Annotated in this window: 16 protein-coding genes; 4 read left to right on the forward strand and 12 right to left on the reverse strand. The window is 53.7% G+C overall.

Annotated elements, in window-relative coordinates; genetic code table 11:
* Genes Q3H59_RS13900 through argH form a run of 4 tightly spaced genes read right to left on the reverse strand, consistent with a single transcriptional unit; the run spans position 1 to position 3,933 of the window.
* On the reverse strand, positions 1-822 hold the full coding sequence (locus Q3H59_RS13900; protein ID WP_309835406.1) for an ABC transporter substrate-binding protein: 822 nt from the start codon (positions 820-822) through the stop codon (positions 1-3).
* 17 nt (positions 823-839) lie between these two features.
* Positions 840-1,604: an amino acid ABC transporter ATP-binding protein gene (locus Q3H59_RS13905; RefSeq protein WP_008102604.1), complete on the reverse strand. Its 765-nt coding sequence runs from the start codon at positions 1,602-1,604 to the stop codon at positions 840-842.
* 13 nt (positions 1,605-1,617) lie between these two features.
* Positions 1,618-2,496, reverse strand: coding sequence for an amino acid ABC transporter permease (locus Q3H59_RS13910; RefSeq protein ID WP_101763141.1), 879 nt, complete (start codon positions 2,494-2,496; stop codon positions 1,618-1,620).
* A 9-nt stretch (positions 2,497-2,505) separates the two neighbouring features.
* Positions 2,506-3,933, reverse strand: a complete 1,428-nt coding sequence (argH, locus tag Q3H59_RS13915) for an argininosuccinate lyase (protein ID WP_309835410.1) — start codon at positions 3,931-3,933, stop codon at positions 2,506-2,508.
* Between the two features lie 157 nt (positions 3,934-4,090).
* Here argH and Q3H59_RS13920 point away from each other — a divergent pair, with 157 nt between their 5' ends.
* On the forward strand, positions 4,091-5,062 hold the full coding sequence (locus Q3H59_RS13920) for a LysR family transcriptional regulator (protein ID WP_192236582.1): 972 nt from the start codon (positions 4,091-4,093) through the stop codon (positions 5,060-5,062).
* A gap of 188 nt (positions 5,063-5,250) precedes the next feature.
* On the opposite strand, the gene Q3H59_RS13925 is transcribed toward Q3H59_RS13920, so the two are convergent.
* Positions 5,251-5,769, reverse strand: coding sequence for a GNAT family N-acetyltransferase (locus tag Q3H59_RS13925; protein WP_192236583.1), 519 nt, complete (start codon positions 5,767-5,769; stop codon positions 5,251-5,253).
* Positions 5,766-6,329 (reverse strand): helix-turn-helix domain-containing protein, encoded by a 564-nt coding sequence (locus Q3H59_RS13930; RefSeq protein ID WP_277974673.1) that lies wholly within the window; start codon positions 6,327-6,329, stop codon positions 5,766-5,768. Before Q3H59_RS13930 ends, Q3H59_RS13925 begins: the two co-directional genes overlap by 4 nt.
* Before the next feature lie 151 nt (positions 6,330-6,480).
* On the opposite strand from Q3H59_RS13930, the gene Q3H59_RS13935 reads away from it, so the two are divergent.
* Complete coding sequence (locus tag Q3H59_RS13935) at positions 6,481-7,215, forward strand: MerR family transcriptional regulator (RefSeq protein ID WP_101763312.1); 735 nt, start codon at positions 6,481-6,483, stop codon at positions 7,213-7,215.
* Between the two features lie 170 nt (positions 7,216-7,385).
* Here Q3H59_RS13935 and Q3H59_RS13940 read toward each other — a convergent pair whose 3' ends face one another.
* Genes Q3H59_RS13940 through Q3H59_RS13955 form a run of 4 tightly spaced genes read right to left on the reverse strand, consistent with a single transcriptional unit; the run spans position 7,386 to position 11,123 of the window.
* A complete protein-coding gene (locus Q3H59_RS13940) occupies positions 7,386-8,117 on the reverse strand; it encodes an ABC transporter permease (protein ID WP_309835413.1) in 732 nt (243 codons plus the stop codon).
* Entirely contained in the window at positions 8,117-9,052 is a 936-nt protein-coding gene (locus Q3H59_RS13945) for an ABC transporter ATP-binding protein (protein WP_309835415.1), read from the reverse strand. Before Q3H59_RS13945 ends, Q3H59_RS13940 begins: the two co-directional genes overlap by 1 nt.
* Positions 9,045-10,211, reverse strand: coding sequence for an ABC transporter permease (locus Q3H59_RS13950; RefSeq protein ID WP_101763147.1), 1,167 nt, complete (start codon positions 10,209-10,211; stop codon positions 9,045-9,047). The genes Q3H59_RS13945 and Q3H59_RS13950 overlap by 8 nt, the downstream gene beginning before the upstream one ends.
* Positions 10,212-10,214: 3 nt before the next feature.
* Positions 10,215-11,123, reverse strand: coding sequence for an ABC transporter substrate-binding protein (locus Q3H59_RS13955; RefSeq protein WP_101763148.1), 909 nt, complete (start codon positions 11,121-11,123; stop codon positions 10,215-10,217).
* A 215-nt stretch (positions 11,124-11,338) separates the two neighbouring features.
* Here Q3H59_RS13955 and Q3H59_RS13960 point away from each other — a divergent pair, with 215 nt between their 5' ends.
* Positions 11,339-12,805, forward strand: coding sequence for an MFS transporter (locus tag Q3H59_RS13960; RefSeq protein ID WP_101763149.1), 1,467 nt, complete (start codon positions 11,339-11,341; stop codon positions 12,803-12,805).
* Between the two features lie 39 nt (positions 12,806-12,844).
* Here the strand turns inward: Q3H59_RS13960 and idi are convergent, their stop codons facing one another.
* Complete coding sequence (gene idi / locus Q3H59_RS13965) at positions 12,845-13,378, reverse strand: isopentenyl-diphosphate Delta-isomerase (protein ID WP_192236588.1); 534 nt, start codon at positions 13,376-13,378, stop codon at positions 12,845-12,847.
* Between the two features lie 854 nt (positions 13,379-14,232).
* On the opposite strand from idi, the gene Q3H59_RS13970 reads away from it, so the two are divergent.
* Positions 14,233-16,461 carry an AAA family ATPase gene (locus Q3H59_RS13970; protein WP_101763151.1) on the forward strand — a complete coding sequence of 743 codons (2,229 nt, stop codon included), beginning with the start codon at positions 14,233-14,235 and terminating at the stop codon, positions 16,459-16,461.
* Between the two features lie 615 nt (positions 16,462-17,076).
* Here the strand turns inward: Q3H59_RS13970 and Q3H59_RS13975 are convergent.
* Entirely contained in the window at positions 17,077-18,972 is a 1,896-nt protein-coding gene (locus Q3H59_RS13975; RefSeq protein WP_192236589.1) for a methyl-accepting chemotaxis protein, read from the reverse strand.
* Positions 18,973-19,018: the final 46 nt, after the last annotated feature.

Genomic DNA, 19,018 nt, shown 5'->3' on the forward strand with positions numbered 1-19,018 from the left:
TTAGCCCTGGTTGACGGTCGCCTTCGCCACGCCGTTGTCTGCCAGACCCCATTTGCCGAGGATTTTCTGGTAAGAGCCATCAGCAATCATCGCGTCGATCGCCGCCTGAATCGCGGTGGTCAGCTCGCCCGCATCTTTACCAATCGCCATGCCGGTGTACTGGAAGGAGAAGGCTTTATCCAGCGCCTTATATTTGCCCTTTTCCAGATCCATGATGTACGGCAGCGTTTCACTGCCCTGCACCACGCCATCCAGACGGTTCTGACGCAGCTGGGTGCGCGCATCGGCGGTGCCTTCAGCACCTACCACAATGATCGCCGCCTTACCGGCCGCTTCACAGTGCGCTTTTGACCAGTTGGCAATCTCCTGCGGGAAGGTGGTGCGACGGCTGGTACCGACTTTCTTACCGCACAGATCCATCGCGCTGTTGATGTCGCTGCGCGCGGATTGGGTGTAGAACTGCGGGCCGGTTTTGAAGTAGTCGATAAAGTTCACCACCTGCTGACGCTCTTTGGTGTCCGTCATGCCGGACATCACCAGATCGACGCGCCTGGTCACCACCGCGTTCACCATCTGTTCGAAGGCGATCTCCTGCCAGTTGATCTTCACGCCGAGTTTTTCACCAATCGCCTGGCCGAGGTCGTAATCCACGCCGGTCAGCTGGTTGGTCGCCGGATCTTTAAAATCCATTGGCGGATAGTTCGGCATGATCGCTACCGTCAGCCCTTTCTCTTTGATCGCCGCGGGTACGGCGATGTCTGCCCAGGCAGAGGATTGAAGCAATACGGCGGCACTGATGGCACTCAATAACAGCTTTTTCATATTCACCCCGGTAATGTTTAAAGAAGAATCGCGTTAATAAAGTTTTTCATCCGTGGATTTTGCGGGTTCAGCAGAATGTCTTCCGGTGCGCCCTGCTCGATAATCCGTCCCTCGTCCATAAACACCACCTGATTGGCCACCTCACGGGCAAAGCCCATTTCGTGGGTGACCACCAGCATGGTGGTGCCCTCTTTTGCCAGCTGACGCATCACCGCCAGCACTTCGCCCACCATCTCCGGATCCAGCGCCGAGGTGGGTTCGTCAAACAGCATCAGTTTGGGTTTCATCGCCAGCGCACGAGCAATCGCCACGCGCTGCTGCTGGCCGCCGGAGAGCGACTGCGGATAGTCGTGCGCTTTGTGCGCCAGACCAACGCGATCGAGCAGCGCCATCGCCTCTTCGCTGGCTTCGCGCCTTGGGCGCAGCAGCACGCGACACGGCCCTTCGATGATGTTCTCCAGCGCGGTTTTGTGTGGGAACAGGTTAAAACGCTGGAATACCATGCCGGTTTGCAGGCGCTGGCGCGCAATCTGCTTGTCGCTTAGCGCATGCAGTTTGTTACCGGCGATGCGATAGCCCGCCAGCTCGTTGTCGACCCAAATTCCGCCTTTATCGACCTTCTCCAGCTGGTTAATGCAGCGCAAAAAGGTGCTTTTGCCGGAACCGGATGGGCCGAGGATGCACATCACCTCGCCGTAGTTCACTTCGAGGCTGACATCCTTCAGGGCGTGGAACTGGTCGAAATATTTGTTCACCTTAACGGCGCGCACGATGTTTCTCATGTTGGGCTCCTGATTACTGACGCTGACGATGGCCGCGTGAGAAATAACGTTCCAGTCGGCTCTGTCCAAACGACAACACCGTGACCACAATCAGGTACCAAATGCCTGCCACGAACAGTAGTTCCATGACGCGCGCGTTGGCGAAGTAGATGGTTTGCGTGTTGTAGAGCAGTTCGGAGTACTGAATCATGCTGGCGAGGCTGGTGGTTTTGATCATGCTAATAAATTCGTTGCCGACCGGCGGCAGAATCACGCGCATCGCCTGCGGCAGAATGATGCGCTGCAGCGCCTGCAGACGCGGCATGCCGATGGCTTTCGCCGCTTCGTATTGCCCGGTATCCACCGACAGCAGGCCCGCGCGCACCACTTCCGAGGTGTACGCGCCCTGATTGATGCTCAAACCGAGCAGCGCGGCGAGGAACGGCGTCATGATGGTGACGGTTTGCACGCTGAACACGCCGGGAATGCTGATAGTGGGAAACACCAGCGCGAGGTTAAACCACAGCAGCAGCTGCAGAATCAGCGGCGTGCCGCGAAAAATCCACGCGTAGCCCACGGCGATGTAGTGCAACACCGGATTCGGCGACATGTACATGATGGCGGTGATGACGCCAAACAGTACGCCGAGCCCCATCGCCAGCACCGACATGATCAGCGTGTTGACCACGCCGTTGAGAATCGCCTGGGCGGTAAAGAACTGGCCGACAAACGACCATTCGATATTGCCGTGCGCAAAGGCGTTTACCAGCAGCGCCAGCAGCAGCAGAATCACCGCCGACGCGGTGATACGGCCGTAGTAACGGCGCGGCACCACTTGGTAACGATCGAGATCGTAATGCGTCTGCTCGCGGCTGTTGTTCAAACCCGGCTCAATCGGCGTTGATTGCGACATAAGTTCTCCTCAGGCGCGTGGGCCAGCGTAATCGTCGGTCCAGCGCTGCTGGTCCTGCATCAGGGTTTGCAGACGTGCCAGTTGCTCACGTACGCGTGCCGGTGCGGTACCGCCGTAGCCGCTACGGGCCGCCAGCGCGGCTTCCAGCGTCAGCGCACTGCGCACCTCCGGCGTTAAGCGGACATCCACCGCCTGCAGTTGCGCATCGCTGAGATCCGACAGACCGCAGTTTTCGCGCTCGCACAATTGCACCAGCTGGCCGGTGATCTCATGCGCTTCGCGGAACGGCACACCGCGCATCGCCAGCCAGTCGGCCACTTCGGTCGCCAGCGTGAAGCCGTCCGGTGCCTGCTCGCGCATCACGTCGGTGTTGAATTTCAGCGTCGCCATCATGCCTGCCATCGCCGGTAGCACCAGCAGCAGCGTATCCACCGCATCAATCACGTTGCGTTTGTCGTCGCTGAGATCGCGGTTGTAGGAGAGCGGCATCGCTTTCATGGTGGTGAGCAGCGCCATCAGATTGCCGACCAGTCGGCCAGCGCGGCCGCGCGTCAGTTCGGCGATGTCCGGGTTTTTCTTCTGCGGCATGATGGAGCTGCCGGTGGCGTAGCTGTCATGCAGCTCCACCCAGCGGAACTGGCGCGATGCCCACATGCACACTTCTTCGCACAGGCGTGACAGGTTGATGCCGATCATGCTGGTGACAAACAGGAATTCAGCGGCATAGTCGCGGCTGGCAACGGCATCAATGGAGTTTTCGCACGGCGCGAGATAGGAAAGATCGGCGGCGGCCTGCTCCGGCTGGAGCGCAATAGCGGAACCGGCCATCGCAGCGGCACCGAGCGGACAGCGTGCGCTGCGGCGATCCCAATCCTGCATACGTTCAATATCGCGGGCAAAGGATTGCGCGTGAGCCAACAGTTGATGACCAAAAACAATCGGCTGCGCCTGCTGCAGATGCGTGAAACCGGGCGCGACGCTTTCGGTGTGCTGTGCCGCCTGCTCGACCAGCGCCTGCTGCAAGGCCAGCAGCGCGCTCACCACCTTGCGACCGTTGTCGCGCAGGTAAAGACGCAGGTCGTTAACGGTTTGATCGTTACGCGAACGCCCGGCGCGCAGCTTGCCGCCCAGCGGACCTAAACGCTCGGTCAGCGCGCGTTCGATAAAGGTGTGCACATCTTCGTCGGCGGCAATCGGATGCAGCTGACCGGCGCGATAATCGGCGTCTAACGCGTCAATGGCCGCCAGCATGGTGCTGAGCTCATCGGCGCTCAGCAGCTCGCCGCGTGCCAGTTCACGGGCATGCGCCCGGCAGCCCGCCAGATCGTAAGGTGCCAATGCAAAGTAATAATCCGGGCTACGAGACAGCGCGGTTAAACTCGCCGCCGGTGCCGCTTTAAAACGCGCGCCCCATAACAGTTCGGCATTATCAGACATGCTATTTCCCCTTACAGATAATCATCAGCGATATGAAAAAGATATGGATGAGCCAGTTGAAATAATAAAAACTTATTTTATGGCTACACTGGTAAATAGGGCCTATTTCAGGTTCACTGTACTTTCACCGCAATTATTCCGGAGTTGAATAGCAAAAATGGAAAGTAAAGTTTCCCAGTCCGGAAACAATGCAAATAATCGCAGCGATAATGCGGTTCTGGCACTGAGTAATATCGATTTAAAATTACTGCGGGTATTTAAATGCGTGGTAGAAGCGGGCGGATTAACCGCTGCCAGCCACGAATTGAATATTGGTCTGGCGGCGATCAGTAAACAGGTTTCCGATCTGGAAATTCGTCTCGGTATGACGTTATGCAGCCGCGGACGCGAAGGTTTTGAGCTGACGCAGTACGGCATCAACGTCTACCAAGCCACGCTGGAGCTGTTCGTCTCGCTGAATCTGTTTCGCGAGCGGCTGCACAACAGCCGCAACGAACTGCTGGGCGACATTGCCATTTGCGTGGTGGATAACACCATCTCCGATCCGCAATCTCCGGTCACCGCAGCGGTGCAACAGCTGCACCAGAAAGCGCCAAAGGTACAAATTCGACTGCAAACCGCGCAATTAGATGATATTGAGCGCGGCATCAGCGAAGGCCGTTTTCATTGTGGTATTGCACCGGTTTATGAAATGAAAAGTGATTTTGATTACTTCCCGCTTTATAAGGAATATTCAAAATTATATTGCTCTATGTCACATCCTTTATATTCTGGATCGTGCGATAAAAATATATCGCTGGACATATTACGTGAGCAGAAAATTATTAATCATTTATATGTGACGCCGCGCGACGATCGTCGCATCATTCCTTTACAGGACAGCGGCGTGCAGGCGGTTCAGGTTGAATCTGTCGCCATGCTGATTTTAACCGGCCATTTTATTGGTTATTTACCGGAACATTATGCCGCCGCGTTTATTGCGCGTGGGCAGCTGTGTGAGTTGGGTGATGATTCGACTCGCCGTGAAAACCCGTTTTGTTTGATGATGAAGAAGGGCCGCAAAATAAACCCGATTATCCGGCTGTTTATGCAGGCGCTGGGGATTGGCGAGGCGGAAGGACCGCACTGAGTTGGTGCGTTTGGAGATTGTGCTCGCTGTGCCTGGGTTTTGTGCTCGCTGTCCCCCATCCCGGCCTTCCCCCGCAAGCGGGGGAAGGAGACACTGCCACATGCAGCTTCAACACTGACATGTGGCAGCATCTTCCTCCCCCATTTATGGGGGAGGACCGAGGAGGGGGACAGCGAGCACAATCACAATCACCCCAACACCTTATACATCACCGTAGTCGCATCCAGCACACCTTCGGTTGACTCGGCATACAGCGGAATCGACCCAGCAATCTGCCAATCCATCGACAAATAGAGATCCGTTGCCACGTCGCCGCTGCGCGTATCCAGCACCAGCAGGGTTTTTCCCTGCTGTGCCGCCAGCTGTTCCGCCTGCTGCATCAGGCGGCGCGCGATGCCCTGACGTCTGGCGCGGGGATGCACCAGCAGCTTACTGATCTCCGCCCGATGGCGACCGTTCGGCATTGCGCTGAATCCCACCATCACCGTCGCCACAATCACGCCCTGCTGATACGCCACCAGCAACTGATTGTCGCCGCTCGCCAGGCTGTAAATTTTGTCCTGCCAGAAGCGCTCAATGGCCGCGCGATCGTCTGCATCAATAAAGCCCACGCTGGCGCCATCGGCGACGCAGCCCTGCAGCACATCACATAATGCCGCCAGCAGCGGCTGCGCCTGGGTGGCGCTGAGAGGTTCGATGTCAATCATGGTTTGCATACCACCAAAATGTAGCGCGCGCCGCCTTCGGCATGGGCGGCAAACGCGGATTTGCCGGTGAGATGAAAGCGCAGACAGTCGCCTGCCTGCAGCGTCCAGTGCTGATCGTTCATGCTGATGGTCAGCTCGCCTGATTGCAGCCAGATGTGCTGCTCCAGTCCCTGAATCGGCGGCGCATCGTAATCAATGCGCGCGCCAGGACGCAGCACACCTTCCACCACTTCCGCTTTAAAGTGGCTGGCGGGCGGTGATACGTTGCGGCGCTGGAAGCCGCTGGCGTCATCGCGCCATACCGGCTGTTGCGCCGCTTTCAGCAGCAGCGCAGCCTCCTCTTCCACCTCGCTCAGCAGGCGCGACATGGTCAAGCCGTAGGCCACGCAAAGGCGGTTAAGCAAAGCGGCTGTGGGGCTCGTTTCGGCGCGTTCAATGCGCGACAATGACGCCCGACTGATGCCGGTCGCCATCGCCAATTCATCTAATGACCAACCGCGTTGTACGCGTAATTCAGCCAGTCGCGCCGCCAGTCGATCGTCGGTATCCGAAGCAGACATCTTCACCTCTCATATACGAGAAATAAATCTCACATATGAGATATGACCTTAAATAAATAAAGCGGTCAAGTTGTACAATTAAAAAATCATTGTACAACCCAGTCGTGGGGGTTAAGGTGTTGTTATGCAGGTCAGAATTTTTGAGGACTTTATGGCCTTATACAGTATCGGGGATGTGGCCGAACGCTGTGGAATCAACCCGGTAACGCTTCGCGCCTGGCAGCGACGTTACGGTCTGTTAAAACCCCAGCGTACCGAAGGTGGTCATCGGCAGTTTGATGATGAAGATGTTCAGCGTATCGAAGAGATAAAACGCTGGATAGAGAGCGGCGTGCCCGTTGGCAAAGTGAAAGCGTTGCTGGAAGGCGCCACGGTCAATGTGGATGACGGTTGGTCGGCGCTACAGGAAGAGTTGATGAGCGTACTGCGCCACGTTCGCCCGGCGAAATTGCGCGTTAAAATTGCCAATATTGGCCGGGAACATCCGGTGGATGCGTTAATCGATCACGTGTTCGTGCCGGTTCGCCAGCGTCTTGGTTTAGATCAGAACACCGCGCGCACCATGTGCAGTCTGCTTGATGGCGCGCTGATTGATTATGTGGCGTTTTGTCTGGCCTGTGGACGTAAAAAAGCCGGTAAAGATGCCTTGATGCTGGGTTGGGCGGTGGAAGATCGTACCCGCATCTGGCTGGAAGCCTGGCGTTTGTCGCAGCAAGGCTGGCGCATGGATGTGTTGGCGGAGCCGCTGGATATGCCGCGCCCTGAGTTATTCCCCGGACAAAACCTGTTTATCTGGACCGGCAAAAAGCCGACGCGTCGTCAGGTCGAGCAGTTTGAACACTGGCAGGCGCAGGGTTTTGCCATTCACCTGCACGATCCCGCATAAAGTAAAATCGCACACACGGCCTTTGCCTGGCGTGGTGTGCGCGTTATCATGCCGCCCTAAATTTCTTTTCTCAGGTCTCCTCATGAACTGGAATAAACTCCTTATCGGTTCCCTGTTTGCCATCATGGCGCTTGGCGGCATGGGCGGCATGATGCTGGTCGGCTACAGCCTCATTGTGCATACCCACTAAGTTTGCGCTGCACGCGCTCTAACAGGCGATCGCAAATCAACGCCAGCAGCGCCACCAGCAGCGCGCCCTGTATCACATAGGCGGTGTTAAAGCCGCTAAGACCGATTATCACTGGCGATCCCAGACTCTCCGCGCCCACCGTAGAGGCGATAGTTGCCGTGCCGATGTTGATCATCACCGAGGTTCGCACGCCCGCCATGATCACCGGTGCCGCCAGCGCCAGCTCAATCTGCCACAAGCGTCGCCACGGCCCCATGCCGAGGCCGACCGCGATTTCACGATTGCTGGCCGGTACGCTATCTAAACCTGCCAGCGTGCCCTGCAAAATCGGTAGCAAGCCGTAGATAAACAGCGCCATCACCGCGGGCGTGGCACCAAACCCCATCACTGGCACCGCAATCGCTAACACCGCAACCGGCGGAAAGGTTTGCCCGGCCGCCGCCACGGTTTCCAGCAGCGGACGAAAGGCGCGCCCGGCGTGACGCGTAGCAAACACCGCACAGCCAACGCCGACCAGCAACGCCAGCAGGCTGCCGCTGACCACTAACGCCAGATGCGCCAGCGCCAGCCGCCAGAAACTCTCCTGCTGATAGAGCGGACGCTCCAGCTGCGGAAACCAGTGGGCAAACAGCAGGCCGCTGTGCGGCAAGCCCCACAACAGCAGCAGAAAGGCCGCCAGCAGCCAGTAGAGCGGATCGCGTAACAGCCGCATCAGCTCGCCTCCCGCTGGCGCAGCAGATCGCTGAAGTGCAGCACGCCCAGCGGCTGTTGCTGCTGATCGATCACCGGCAATTTGTCGGTGCGGCGCGCAATAAATTGCGACAGCGCTTCACGCAGCGTCAGCGATTCGGCAATCGGTTCGGCGTCCAGCCATTCACCGCGTCGCGCCGCGCTCCCCGCACGTCCCAGCGCCAGCAAACGCACGCCGAGCTCGCTGCGACCAAAGAACTCGCGGGCAAAGTCGTTCACCGGCTGCGTCAGCAGATCGATTGGCCTGCCCTGCTGCACGATTTCGCCGCCGTCCATCAGCACCAGCTGATCGGCCAGCGTTAGCGCTTCGTCGATGTCGTGCGTCACCAGCACCACGGTGCGACCGGACATTTTCTGAATGCGCAGCATCTCGTGTTGCAGCGCCAGACGGTTAACCGGATCGAGCGCGCCGAAAGGTTCATCCATCAGCAGCAACTCGGGATCGGCCGCCAGCGCACGCGCCACGCCGACGCGCTGCTGCTGTCCGCCCGACAGCTGATGCGGCATGCGCGTCGCCAGATGGCTGTCGAGATTGAGCAGCGCCAGCAGCTCATCGACGCGGTGAGTGATCTTCGCCTGCGGCCAGCCGAGCAGCGAGGGCACGGTGCCGATGTTCTTCGCCACGTTCCAGTGCGGAAACAGGCCAATCGACTGAATGGCATAACCGATGCGGCGGCGCAACGCGCGCGCATCCATGGTTTCGATGGCTTCGCCGGCAAAACGGATTTCGCCGCTGTCGTGCTCCACCAGCCGGTTGATCATCTTCAGCGTGGTCGATTTGCCCGAACCTGAGGTGCCAATCAGCACGGTAAAACTGCCCTTCTCAATCTTCAGCGACAGGTTACGTATCGCCTCTTTGCCAGCGAACACTTTGCTCACCTGGTGAAATTCAATCATGACGTCTCTCCAGCAGTGCCGACAGTAAACGCAGCAGCGCATCAAAAATCACCGCCAGCGCCACCACCGGAATCACGCCCAGCAGCACCAGATCCAGCGCGCTGCTGAGCAATCCCTGAAAAACAATGGCGCCGAATCCGCCCGCCCCAATCAGCGCCGCGACCACCGCCAGGCCCACGGTTTGCACCACCACCACGCGCAGCCCGGAGAGCCACACCGGCAGCGCCAGCGGCAGTTCGGCGTGCCAGAACTGTTGCCACGCGCTCATGCCCATGCCGCGCGCGGTTTCACGCACTTCCTGCGGCACCTGCTGCAAACCGGCCACCACGCTGCGCACCAGCGGCAGCAGCGCGTAGAGCACCAGCGCAATCAAGGCCGGCGCAATACCGATGCCGCTGATGCCCCAACGGGCCAGCAGCGGAAAATGCGCCACCAATCCCGCCAGCGGCGCAATCAGTAAACCGAACAGCGCCACCGACGGCACCGTTTGAATCAGGTTAAGCACGCTAAATGCGGCATTCTGCCAGCGCGGACGCCGCGCAATCGCCAGCCCGAGCGGCAATCCGATGATTACCGTCGGCAGCAACGTGCCGCCCAGCAGCCACAAATGCTGCGTGAAGGCCGCATCAAACACCGCCGTGCGGTTGGCGTACTCTTTCAAAAGCGAGAGACGATCAAGATGACCGCTGAGTAACAGCGCCAGCGGCAGCAGCCAGATTTGCAGGTTGAGCACAATGCGCCACGGGGTACTGCGGGTGATTTGCCGGACCGCTTCCGCCGCCAGCAGCAGCGCCAGCGCCGCCGCACACCACAAGCCGCTGCCAAACGCGGTGCGCGCCAGCGGGCTCCCGCTGTTCGCCAGTTGCGTGGCCTGTTGTCCGGCCAGCCAGATGAGTAAGGCCAGCAGCACTTCCGCCGCCAGCAGCACCGATATCGCGTGAATGCGGCGCGGCGGCCACCACAAGCTCTGCCACAGCCACAGCAACGGGATGAACAGCAGTATGCTGTTGGTCACCTGCCATAACGTCAGCGGCTGGCCAGAGACCAGTCGATTGGCGGCAAAGCTCAATAGCGGCAAGGCAAACAGCGCCAGCGTGATAAGCGCGATTAACACCAGCAGCACCGGCTGCTGGCGCGGTCGGAATAACAACGACGACACTGCTTACAGCAACTTATTGGTCTGTAGCCACTGTTTCGCGACCTGGCTGGCATCCTGACCATCCACCGCGATCTGCGCATTCAGCTGCTGCAGGGTTTTCTCATCCAGCTTGCTGAAGACCGGCTGCAGCCAATTGCCGATGTCCGGATATTGTTTGAGCACGCTTTCGCGGATCACCGGCGCAGGGGCATAAATCGGCTGCACGCCTTTCGGATCGCTCAGCGTTTGCAGGCCCAGCGCCGCTACCGGACCGTCGGTGCCGTACGCCATCGCCGCGTTCACGCCAGAGGTTTGCTGCGCCGCCGCTTTGATGGTCACGGCGGTGTCGCCACCGGCCAGCGACAGCAGCTGCGCCTGCTCCAGTTTGAAGTTGTAGGCTTTTTCAAACGCCGGTAACGCATCGCTGCGTTCGATAAATTCCGCCGAGGCAGCCAGTTTGAAAGTGCCGCCTTTTTTCAGGTAAGCGCTGAGATCGTCCAGCGTGTTGAGGTTGTTCTTCTGCGCCACGTCGCCGCGCACCGCAATCGTCCAGGTATTGTTAGCTGGCGCGGGCGTCAGCCACACCAGATGATTTTTCTCGGCGTCGAGTTTTTTCACCTTCTCGTAGCCCTGCTGAGCGTTCTTCCACGCCGTGTCTTTTTCATCGTTGAAGAAGAATGCGCCATTGCCGGTGTATTCCGGGTAGATATCCAGCTCACCAGCGGTGATCGCGCCGCGCACCACTTGCGTGGTACCGAGCTGGATTTTATTGACGGTTTTTACCCCATGTTTGTCCAGCACCTGCAGAATAATGTTGCCGAGTAGCGAGCCTTCGGTATCAATTTTGGAACCAACTTTCACCGGATCCGCCGCCTGCGCTGCACCCATGCTCATTGCCAATGCCATCATTCCCAATAAACCCTGCTTTATCATCCCGCTTCCCTCATTTGTTTTCATTGTGTGACTATCAAGCGTAGCCTGGCGAAAGGGGATAGGCGCGGTCAAGCGGCTTACTTCGTGCTTTTTTTGCTATCAATTGCCTATCGGTTATAACCAAAACGCAGCACATATAACCAATTGGAATTTTCGATGTTAAGACGGCGGCTTATGCTCACAGTCCCGCTCATTACAATAAATTACAAAACATCATGACCGACTTAGCTTCTCCGGCGCACGTCGCGCAGGCAGGGAATGTCCCCACCGGTGAGACCAAATGGATCCGCAGCGCGGCCGATGTCTCCGGGCTGGTGAACAACAGCAACGAATCACGCAGCAACGCGCGCATCGTCATCGCGATTGCGCTGGGCGGCGTGTTCCTTGACGCCTATGATCTCGGTGCATTGGCGTTTGGCATCAAAGACGTGACGCGCGAGTTCCAGCTGACGCCCGCAGGTACCGGCATGGTGGCATCGGCGATTACCTTCGGTGCTATTGTTGGGGCGCTGATTGGCGGCTACCTCACCGACAAAATCGGCCGCTATCGCGTGTTTATGGCCGACATGTTCTTCTTCGTGGTGGCAGCGTTAGCCTGTGCGTTTGCGCCAAACGAATATGTGCTGGCCGGTGCGCGCTTTGTGATGGGCCTCGGCGTCGGGATCGACTTACCGGTGGCGATGGCGTTTCTCGCCGAGTTTTCGAAGCTGCGCGGGCAAGGCAATAAGGCCGCCAGCGTGGCGATGTGGTGTCCGACATGGTACGCGGCGATCAGTATTTCCTACCTGCTGGTCCTGCTGCTGTATGCGGTGTTGCCCGAAAGCCACACCGATTGGCTGTGGCGTTTGATTCTGGGTTTTGGTGCGGTGCCTGCGCTGCTGATCATCGCTATTCGCAGCCGTTACATGAGTGAGTCGCCGATTTGGGCAGCCAATCAGGGCAACCTCACAGGCGCGGCGGAGATTCTGCGCAACTCTTACAACATCAACGCGCAGGTGGCGGATGACGCCGATCTGACGCCGCAGAAAGCGGTACGTAAAGCCAGCTGGCGCAACTACGGCGCGCTGCTGCAGGGCGTCTATCGTCGCCGTACCATTCTGGCAACCGTCACCTCCATCGCCTCGTCGTTTGCCTATAACGCGGTGGCGTTTGGCCTGCCGGTGATTATCTCCAGCTTCTTTGCGCAATCGATGCTGACCACCATTCTGGTGTCGCTGGCGCTGAATCTGCTATTTGCCTTTGTCGGCGGCTTGCTGGCGGTGCGGCTGGTGCCGCGTCTCGGCGCGTGGAAGATGTCGGTGGCCGGTTACGCTTGTCAGTGCGTGGCGCTGCTGGGATTAGCATTGATTGGTCGTCCGGAAGGCGGCGAACAGGCGGCGGTGGCGATTGCCATGCTGGCGCTGTTCCTGTTTGGTCAGGGCTTTGGTCCCGGCTCGCATACTATGACATTTGCTTCGCTAAGCTATCCGGCTTCGCTGCGCGGCGTGGGCGTTGGCTTCAACCAGACGCTGATGCGCGGCAGTTCCACCGTGTCGCTGTTCACCTTCCCGCTGCTGGTGGCGGCGTTTGGTACCGGCGTGTTCTGGGTGATTTTCCTTGCGCCACTGATTGGCTTACTGGCGCTGCTGGCGATTCGCTGGGAGCCGTCGGGTTACGACGTGGATGCGGAAGATTTTCAGTGATGGATTAACAGAGGTCGCCATAAATGGCGACCTTCGTCTTTAAGCCGTCAGGCGAAACTCGCCCAGCGTATTGGGAATGCGCGGGAAGGTATGCAAAAACCACGGCGTGAACTGCGCCGGATTCTCCTGCATCTCCTGCTGAATCTGCGCAATCGAGCGATAGCACCATGCATCCGCCTCTTCCGGGTTGAGGACCGGCTGCTCATCGCTGATGGCGAAGAACACGTGGCCATATTCATGCTCGGTCAAGCCGTTACTCAGCGGCAGGTTGTAGCTCAGCTCAAACACCGGCGTTAACGCAACATTCATGCCCATCTCTTCACGCAAACGGCGCTCGGCGGCATCGCGCGTGGATTCCTGCGGATAGGGATGACTGCAGCAGGTGTTACTCCACAATCCACCACAGTGATATTTGCTGCTGGCACGGCGTTGCAACAGCACTTCATGGCGCGAATTGAACACGTAAACCGTCACCGCGCGATGCAGCAATCCTTTTTCATGCACTTCCAGCTTTTCCATTTTGCCGATAGGGCGATCGAGGTGGTCAACGAGAATAACTTCAATGGCGGGCATGACAACTCCTTCGGAAAATTCGCAGCTATTGTACACAACCTCCAACGGGTTGATGGAGGAAATAGCGCACATTCCGTGCGTTAACGTGGGCACATTAAAGCGTAGCAGCCTGCGGAGGATTCATCGTAAAAGAGGGTAAATTGACGTTATCGCCCTAACTCTTTCAGCTCAATTGGCGGACAGTAGCAGGATGCGCGGGCAGCTTATCGCGTGAAGCGCCCCACACCTGGTTGTAAATGAAGTCTGTCAAACCTTCGATCACTACACGCGTTCGAGATCACAACGTGCCGATGTGCCACCCAACTTTCATTGCGCTATTCCTTTAATATGAATTTAAAGCCTACGCTGCGTCAGTTTGAATTTTGAATGTAAGGTGAAATGACATCAAGTGCGGCAATATCTTTCCAAAGTTGCTTTCCTCATAGTTCAGCCAAGCGTTTAGTCGAGTCATGAATGATGTCATTAATTACTTGAACATTTTAATGATCCAGCGTTATTATATCTGAACATATACCGTTATTAACTATCCCAGTTATGATTTAGTAGATTGTATATGGCTAGATGAAGCCCTGTGTACCTTACTATCAGCTAACTTATTAAAATATAGCAACATTTCTTTTATCTATTCATGACAACCCTCTAAGTATGCATATTATTGAATATATACATATGTTAACTTTTTAAGGATAGTGGAGGTTCGAATCAGTCAACGGAGGATTGGATTTGGGATAATGTATGAGATGAAGTACCAAACTTGACACCGATGCATTAAACTAACGATTATCTAATTGAATAAATATCAACATGTAATTTAAACAGCATGCCATAAACTTAATTAAATGTGAGATATCAAAATGGAACTTAGATTAAAAAACATAACAAGTTATAGTAAAGAACAAACCACAAAAATAGACTTAAGAAAAAAAATAAACATTATTTATGGACAAAATGGCGCTGGGAAGTCAACAATATCCAATTTTTTCTATAACATGAGCGATGCATCTTTTAAGGAATGTGAGTGTACATTCATTCAACATTATCGACCTTTTGTATATAATGCTAAATTTATTGAAGAAAACTTCTTCAATACTGCCGAACAAAAAGGAGTTTTTACCCTTAGCAAAGAAAATGCTGATATCGAAAAGGAAATAGCCGAAAAAGAATCAGAAAAACAATCACTTACAAAACAATACTTAGAAAAAAAGGCTTATTTGGATAATTTAGTTGAAAATGAAAATAAAGCAGAAATTAAATGTATTGATGCAGTCTGGAGTAAAACAGAAAATATCAGAGCATCCTCTTTAAAATCATTAATGAAAGGAAGTCTAGGCAGCAAAAAATCATTCTTCGAAAAATTAAAGCCTTCTCAAAGGCTTCCTGGAATAGATCTTAACTCACTCATTCAAGAATATGATGAGTTACTAAGACATAACAATATAGAATCCCCAACAATCACCTTACCAATAAAAGACTTTTTATTACCTAGTGAACATGACCTATTAGCAACACCTATTATTGACCTCAGTAATAGTTACCTTTCTGATAATATAAAAGAATTGAATAACCTTGACTGGGTGAAAACTGGTAAAGAGCTATATCTTAGAGAAAAAACTTGCCCTTTTTGCCAAGAAAAAACAATAAGCGATGACTTCACAAAAGCTATCGAATCAATCTTTGATGAAAGCTATAACAAAAAAACAAATCAAATAAAGATAATTAAAAACAAATTAAGCAAGGAAATGGAAGATAACTTACAACTGGTCGAACTTGAGCTAACACAATGCTTAATTTTAACTGACGATGAAAAAAATAAATCTTTAACATATATAAAAGTATTGCATAAAATTCTTAGTGCAAACATTTCATTACTCAATGATAAAATAAACAACCCTTCGATATCGATTACTTTAAATTTCGACAACGAATCCTACAATAATATTTTCGAAGACATAGTTAAATATAATATTAAAATTAACGACATTAACGCAAAGTCTAAAACTTTCAAACGTAGTGAAAACATTATTCAAGGAAAAATATGGGCAGGAGCGAAAGATTTTTGCCATATAGACTTTGATGACCTAAACAAAAGCAGCTTGAAAAATAAATCATTAATAGAGATCGCAAGAAAAGATTTAGATTTAATAATTAAGAAAGGAAAGGATAATAACAATCGGATATCAGAATTACGTACTAATGTCTCGAACATTGATTTAACAATAGATTCTATTAACAATAGACTTAAAAACCTTGGCATTGACAATTTCAGCATAAAAAAACACTTATCTAGCGAAGATAAATATGTCATCTCGCGTGCAGACAATACCTCTACTGAAGGGGTATATCGCTCACTTAGTGAAGGTGAAAAAACCCTAATTACTTTCCTTTATTTTATAGAATACTGCAAAGGGAAAACTGATAAATTAGATTATGATAACAGGGAATCGCTTATAGTTATTGATGATCCAATTTCAAGCTTATCGCAAAACTACATTTATGATATAGCATCAATGATTCACTTTGAAGTTCTGGAAACACCTCAACCTAAGAAGATAATAATACTTACCCATAACTTATACTTTTTCCATGAATTGGTTAAATTGGCGCCCCGAAGCAGAAATGATAAAATTTTCAAGAGAGATTATAGTCTAGGAAGAATAAGCAAAAATACGCATAGTACTTTCGAGGAAATTGAAAAAAGTAGTTTGAAAAATGAATATCAATCTTTATGGCAGTTATTAAAAGATGCTCAAGATGGAAAGATTAATAAAATTATTATACCTAACATAATGAGAAATATACTTGAATATTACTTTGCATTCGTACATAAAACAGATGCACTTCAAGCTGAACTCATAAAGCTTGCTAAAGATGAAAATAACCAAAGCTTTAGAGCATTCTATCGTTTTATTAATAGAGGCTCACATTCAGATGCAGTAAACATTTCAGACATGGGTGACATTTCACCTCAAAAATATATAGATCAATTAAAGAAAATATTTATCATGACTGGCGACGAAAAGCATTATATTAAAATGATGGAAATAGATGAGCCGGACGAGGAAGATGAGGTTGCTACCGCTTAGGCCGCATATCATCGGGTTGGGTAAGAACGACGGTGTTTACACACCGTCTCCCAACGACCAAAACGATAGCGATTGTACTGACGTACGTTCACTAGTTTTAACATGAGGTAATCTCCATGCAAGCACCATTGTTGCCAATAGCAGCCTTTACACCCTTTGTATAAAGCTAATACGAAGAGTTATGCAAAGTAGATATCCCAAGCGGTAACCCGGGGATTTTATTGTATTCTGATGAAAAGGTCCACTACATACCATCGAATTAGTTGTATAAGCTTTTTTTTCACGTAAACGTTGTTAACGTTCCCCACGTCAAAATAATGGTTTCCATTACAAAGGAGTGAAAGCTTGGTTAAGCAAATCTATGGGATCTAAATGCCTTCGACTTACATGCCTCAACAAAAAAGTTAATGATGAGTTGTTAAGAGGTGCAGTTGATTCAAAATCGACTGAATCGCCCGCAGTCGCCGATTTTTGATCTTTTATTGAAGGGTAAGTTAGTTGATCGCTGCACAGGTGCCAATACTACGCTGCATACCGTGCGTGAAGAGATTCGTAATCAGTTTTCGCAAGCGGTTTGATAGCGGTCGCCATGCATGGCGACCGACTCCACAAAACTTACAGCTTAAAGCTTTGCACCACCTGCTCCAGCTGCACGCTTTGCTGCTGCATCGACTGCGCGGCGGCTGAAACCTGCTCGACCAGCGCGGCGTTCTGCTGAGTGCTGCCGTCCAGCTGGGTAATCGCCACGTTAACCTGATCGATGCCCATGCTCTGCTCGCGGCTCGCTGACATGATTTCGCTCATCAGCGTGGTCACGCTGCTGACGCCCTGCATCAGCTCATCCATGGTTTGCCCGGCCTGCTCCACCAGTTGGCTGCCGGTATCAATATTCGCTACCGACTCCTCAATCAGCTTCTTAATTTCACGCGCCGAGTTAGCCGAGCGCTGTGCCAGGTTGCGCACTTCTGATGCCACCACGGCAAAACCGCGCCCCTGTTCACCGGCGCGCGCCGCCTCTACCGCGGCGTTCAGCGCCAGGATGTTTGTCTGGAAGGCGATGCTGTCGATGACACTGATGATATCAACCACTTTGCGCGAAGAGTGATTAATCGCGCCCATGGTGGTGACCACCTGACGCACCACTTCGGTGCCGCGTGCCGCAACCTGCGACGCGCCATCCGCCAGCTGATTCGCATGCGTGGCGTTATCGGCGTTCTGACGTACCGTGCCGGTCAGCTCTTCCATCGATGCTGCCGTTTCAACAATCGAGCTGGCCTGCGATTCGGTACGCGCCGAGAGATCGGCGTTGCCGCTGGCAATTTCACGCGAAGCCGCCGTAATCGCCAGCGCGCTATCGCCCACCTGACGCATCAGGCCTTGCAGATAGGCGATGAACTGGTTGAAGCTCTGCGCCACGGCATTGAATTCCGGGCTATTACTGGCGGGCAGACGCTGCGTCAAATCGGCACCGCCGGTCGATAAGGCTTCAATGTTGCTGTTCAGCACCGCGAGGCGTTTCATCATGGCGCGCACAAAGCCCAGCAGCACCAACAGCAGGATCACCGCCAGCGGAATCTGCACCAGACCCAGACGCGTCAACATGCTGTGAGTTTGCGCATCCAGCAAGCTCGACGGCACATCGCTGGCGAGATACCACGGGCTACCGGCAATCGCCTGCACAAACAGCGTGTGTTCGCCATCTTCACCTGCAAAGGTGGTTTGCGCGGGCTGGCTGCCCGCCTGCGCCAGCAGACCTTTTAACGCGGACGCCATCGGCAGCTGGGTATCGGCGAGGTTTTCCAGCTTCGGCGCACCATCCACCAGCGCGGCGTTACCCACCACTTTACCGTCAGCTTCAACGATCAGTACGCGGCCCTGAATCGCCTCACCCATCTGTTTTGCCAGCTGGTTGAAGAAGCCGAGCGTCACGTCAATGGTCGCCACGCCCCATACGGTGCCATCGCGATAGATCGCCATCGCGCAGTTGGTACGTGGCTGCGGGCTGGCAGCATCCTGATAGGCTTTTGCCCATGCGCACTGGCCCTTCGGCGCGCTCAAACCATCTTTGTACCAGGATTGCTCCCAGTATTTGTCGGCGGCGTCCGAGTTCCAGTAGGTGTTGACCTGCAGCTGGTTACTGGCGTTGCGCGCAAAGAACGAACTGTCTTTCTCTTTGGCCGGATCGCGACGGTTCGGTAACGGCCAGATGCCACCGCCGAACACGTTGCTGTCCTGATATTGGTTAACTAAGGCGGGCAGCAAGGTATCAATGGCTGCGCTGTCCATCACGCCTGCGGCTTCGGTAATGGCGCGCTGCTGTGCCTGTACGCGGTTCATCTGCTCGACGATGCGTCCGGCCAGGCCGTCCACTTCGTAACGTACCAGACGACTTTCATTTTCGGAGAGTTGCGGAGCGATAAACTGATTAATTACCAGCACGGTAACCAGCATCAGACCGGCAAAAAAGGCGACCAGCGTCGCGGTGAAACGGGATTGTGTTGTTTTGAACATTATGTGTGCCCTTACCCTGGTTGGCGAGTTGCCTGATCGAGGTTAA

Origin of the sequence: Pantoea sp. SORGH_AS_0659, from assembly GCF_031453915.1 — a bacterium.
Taxonomy (GTDB): domain Bacteria; phylum Pseudomonadota; class Gammaproteobacteria; order Enterobacterales; family Enterobacteriaceae; genus Pantoea; species Pantoea leporis.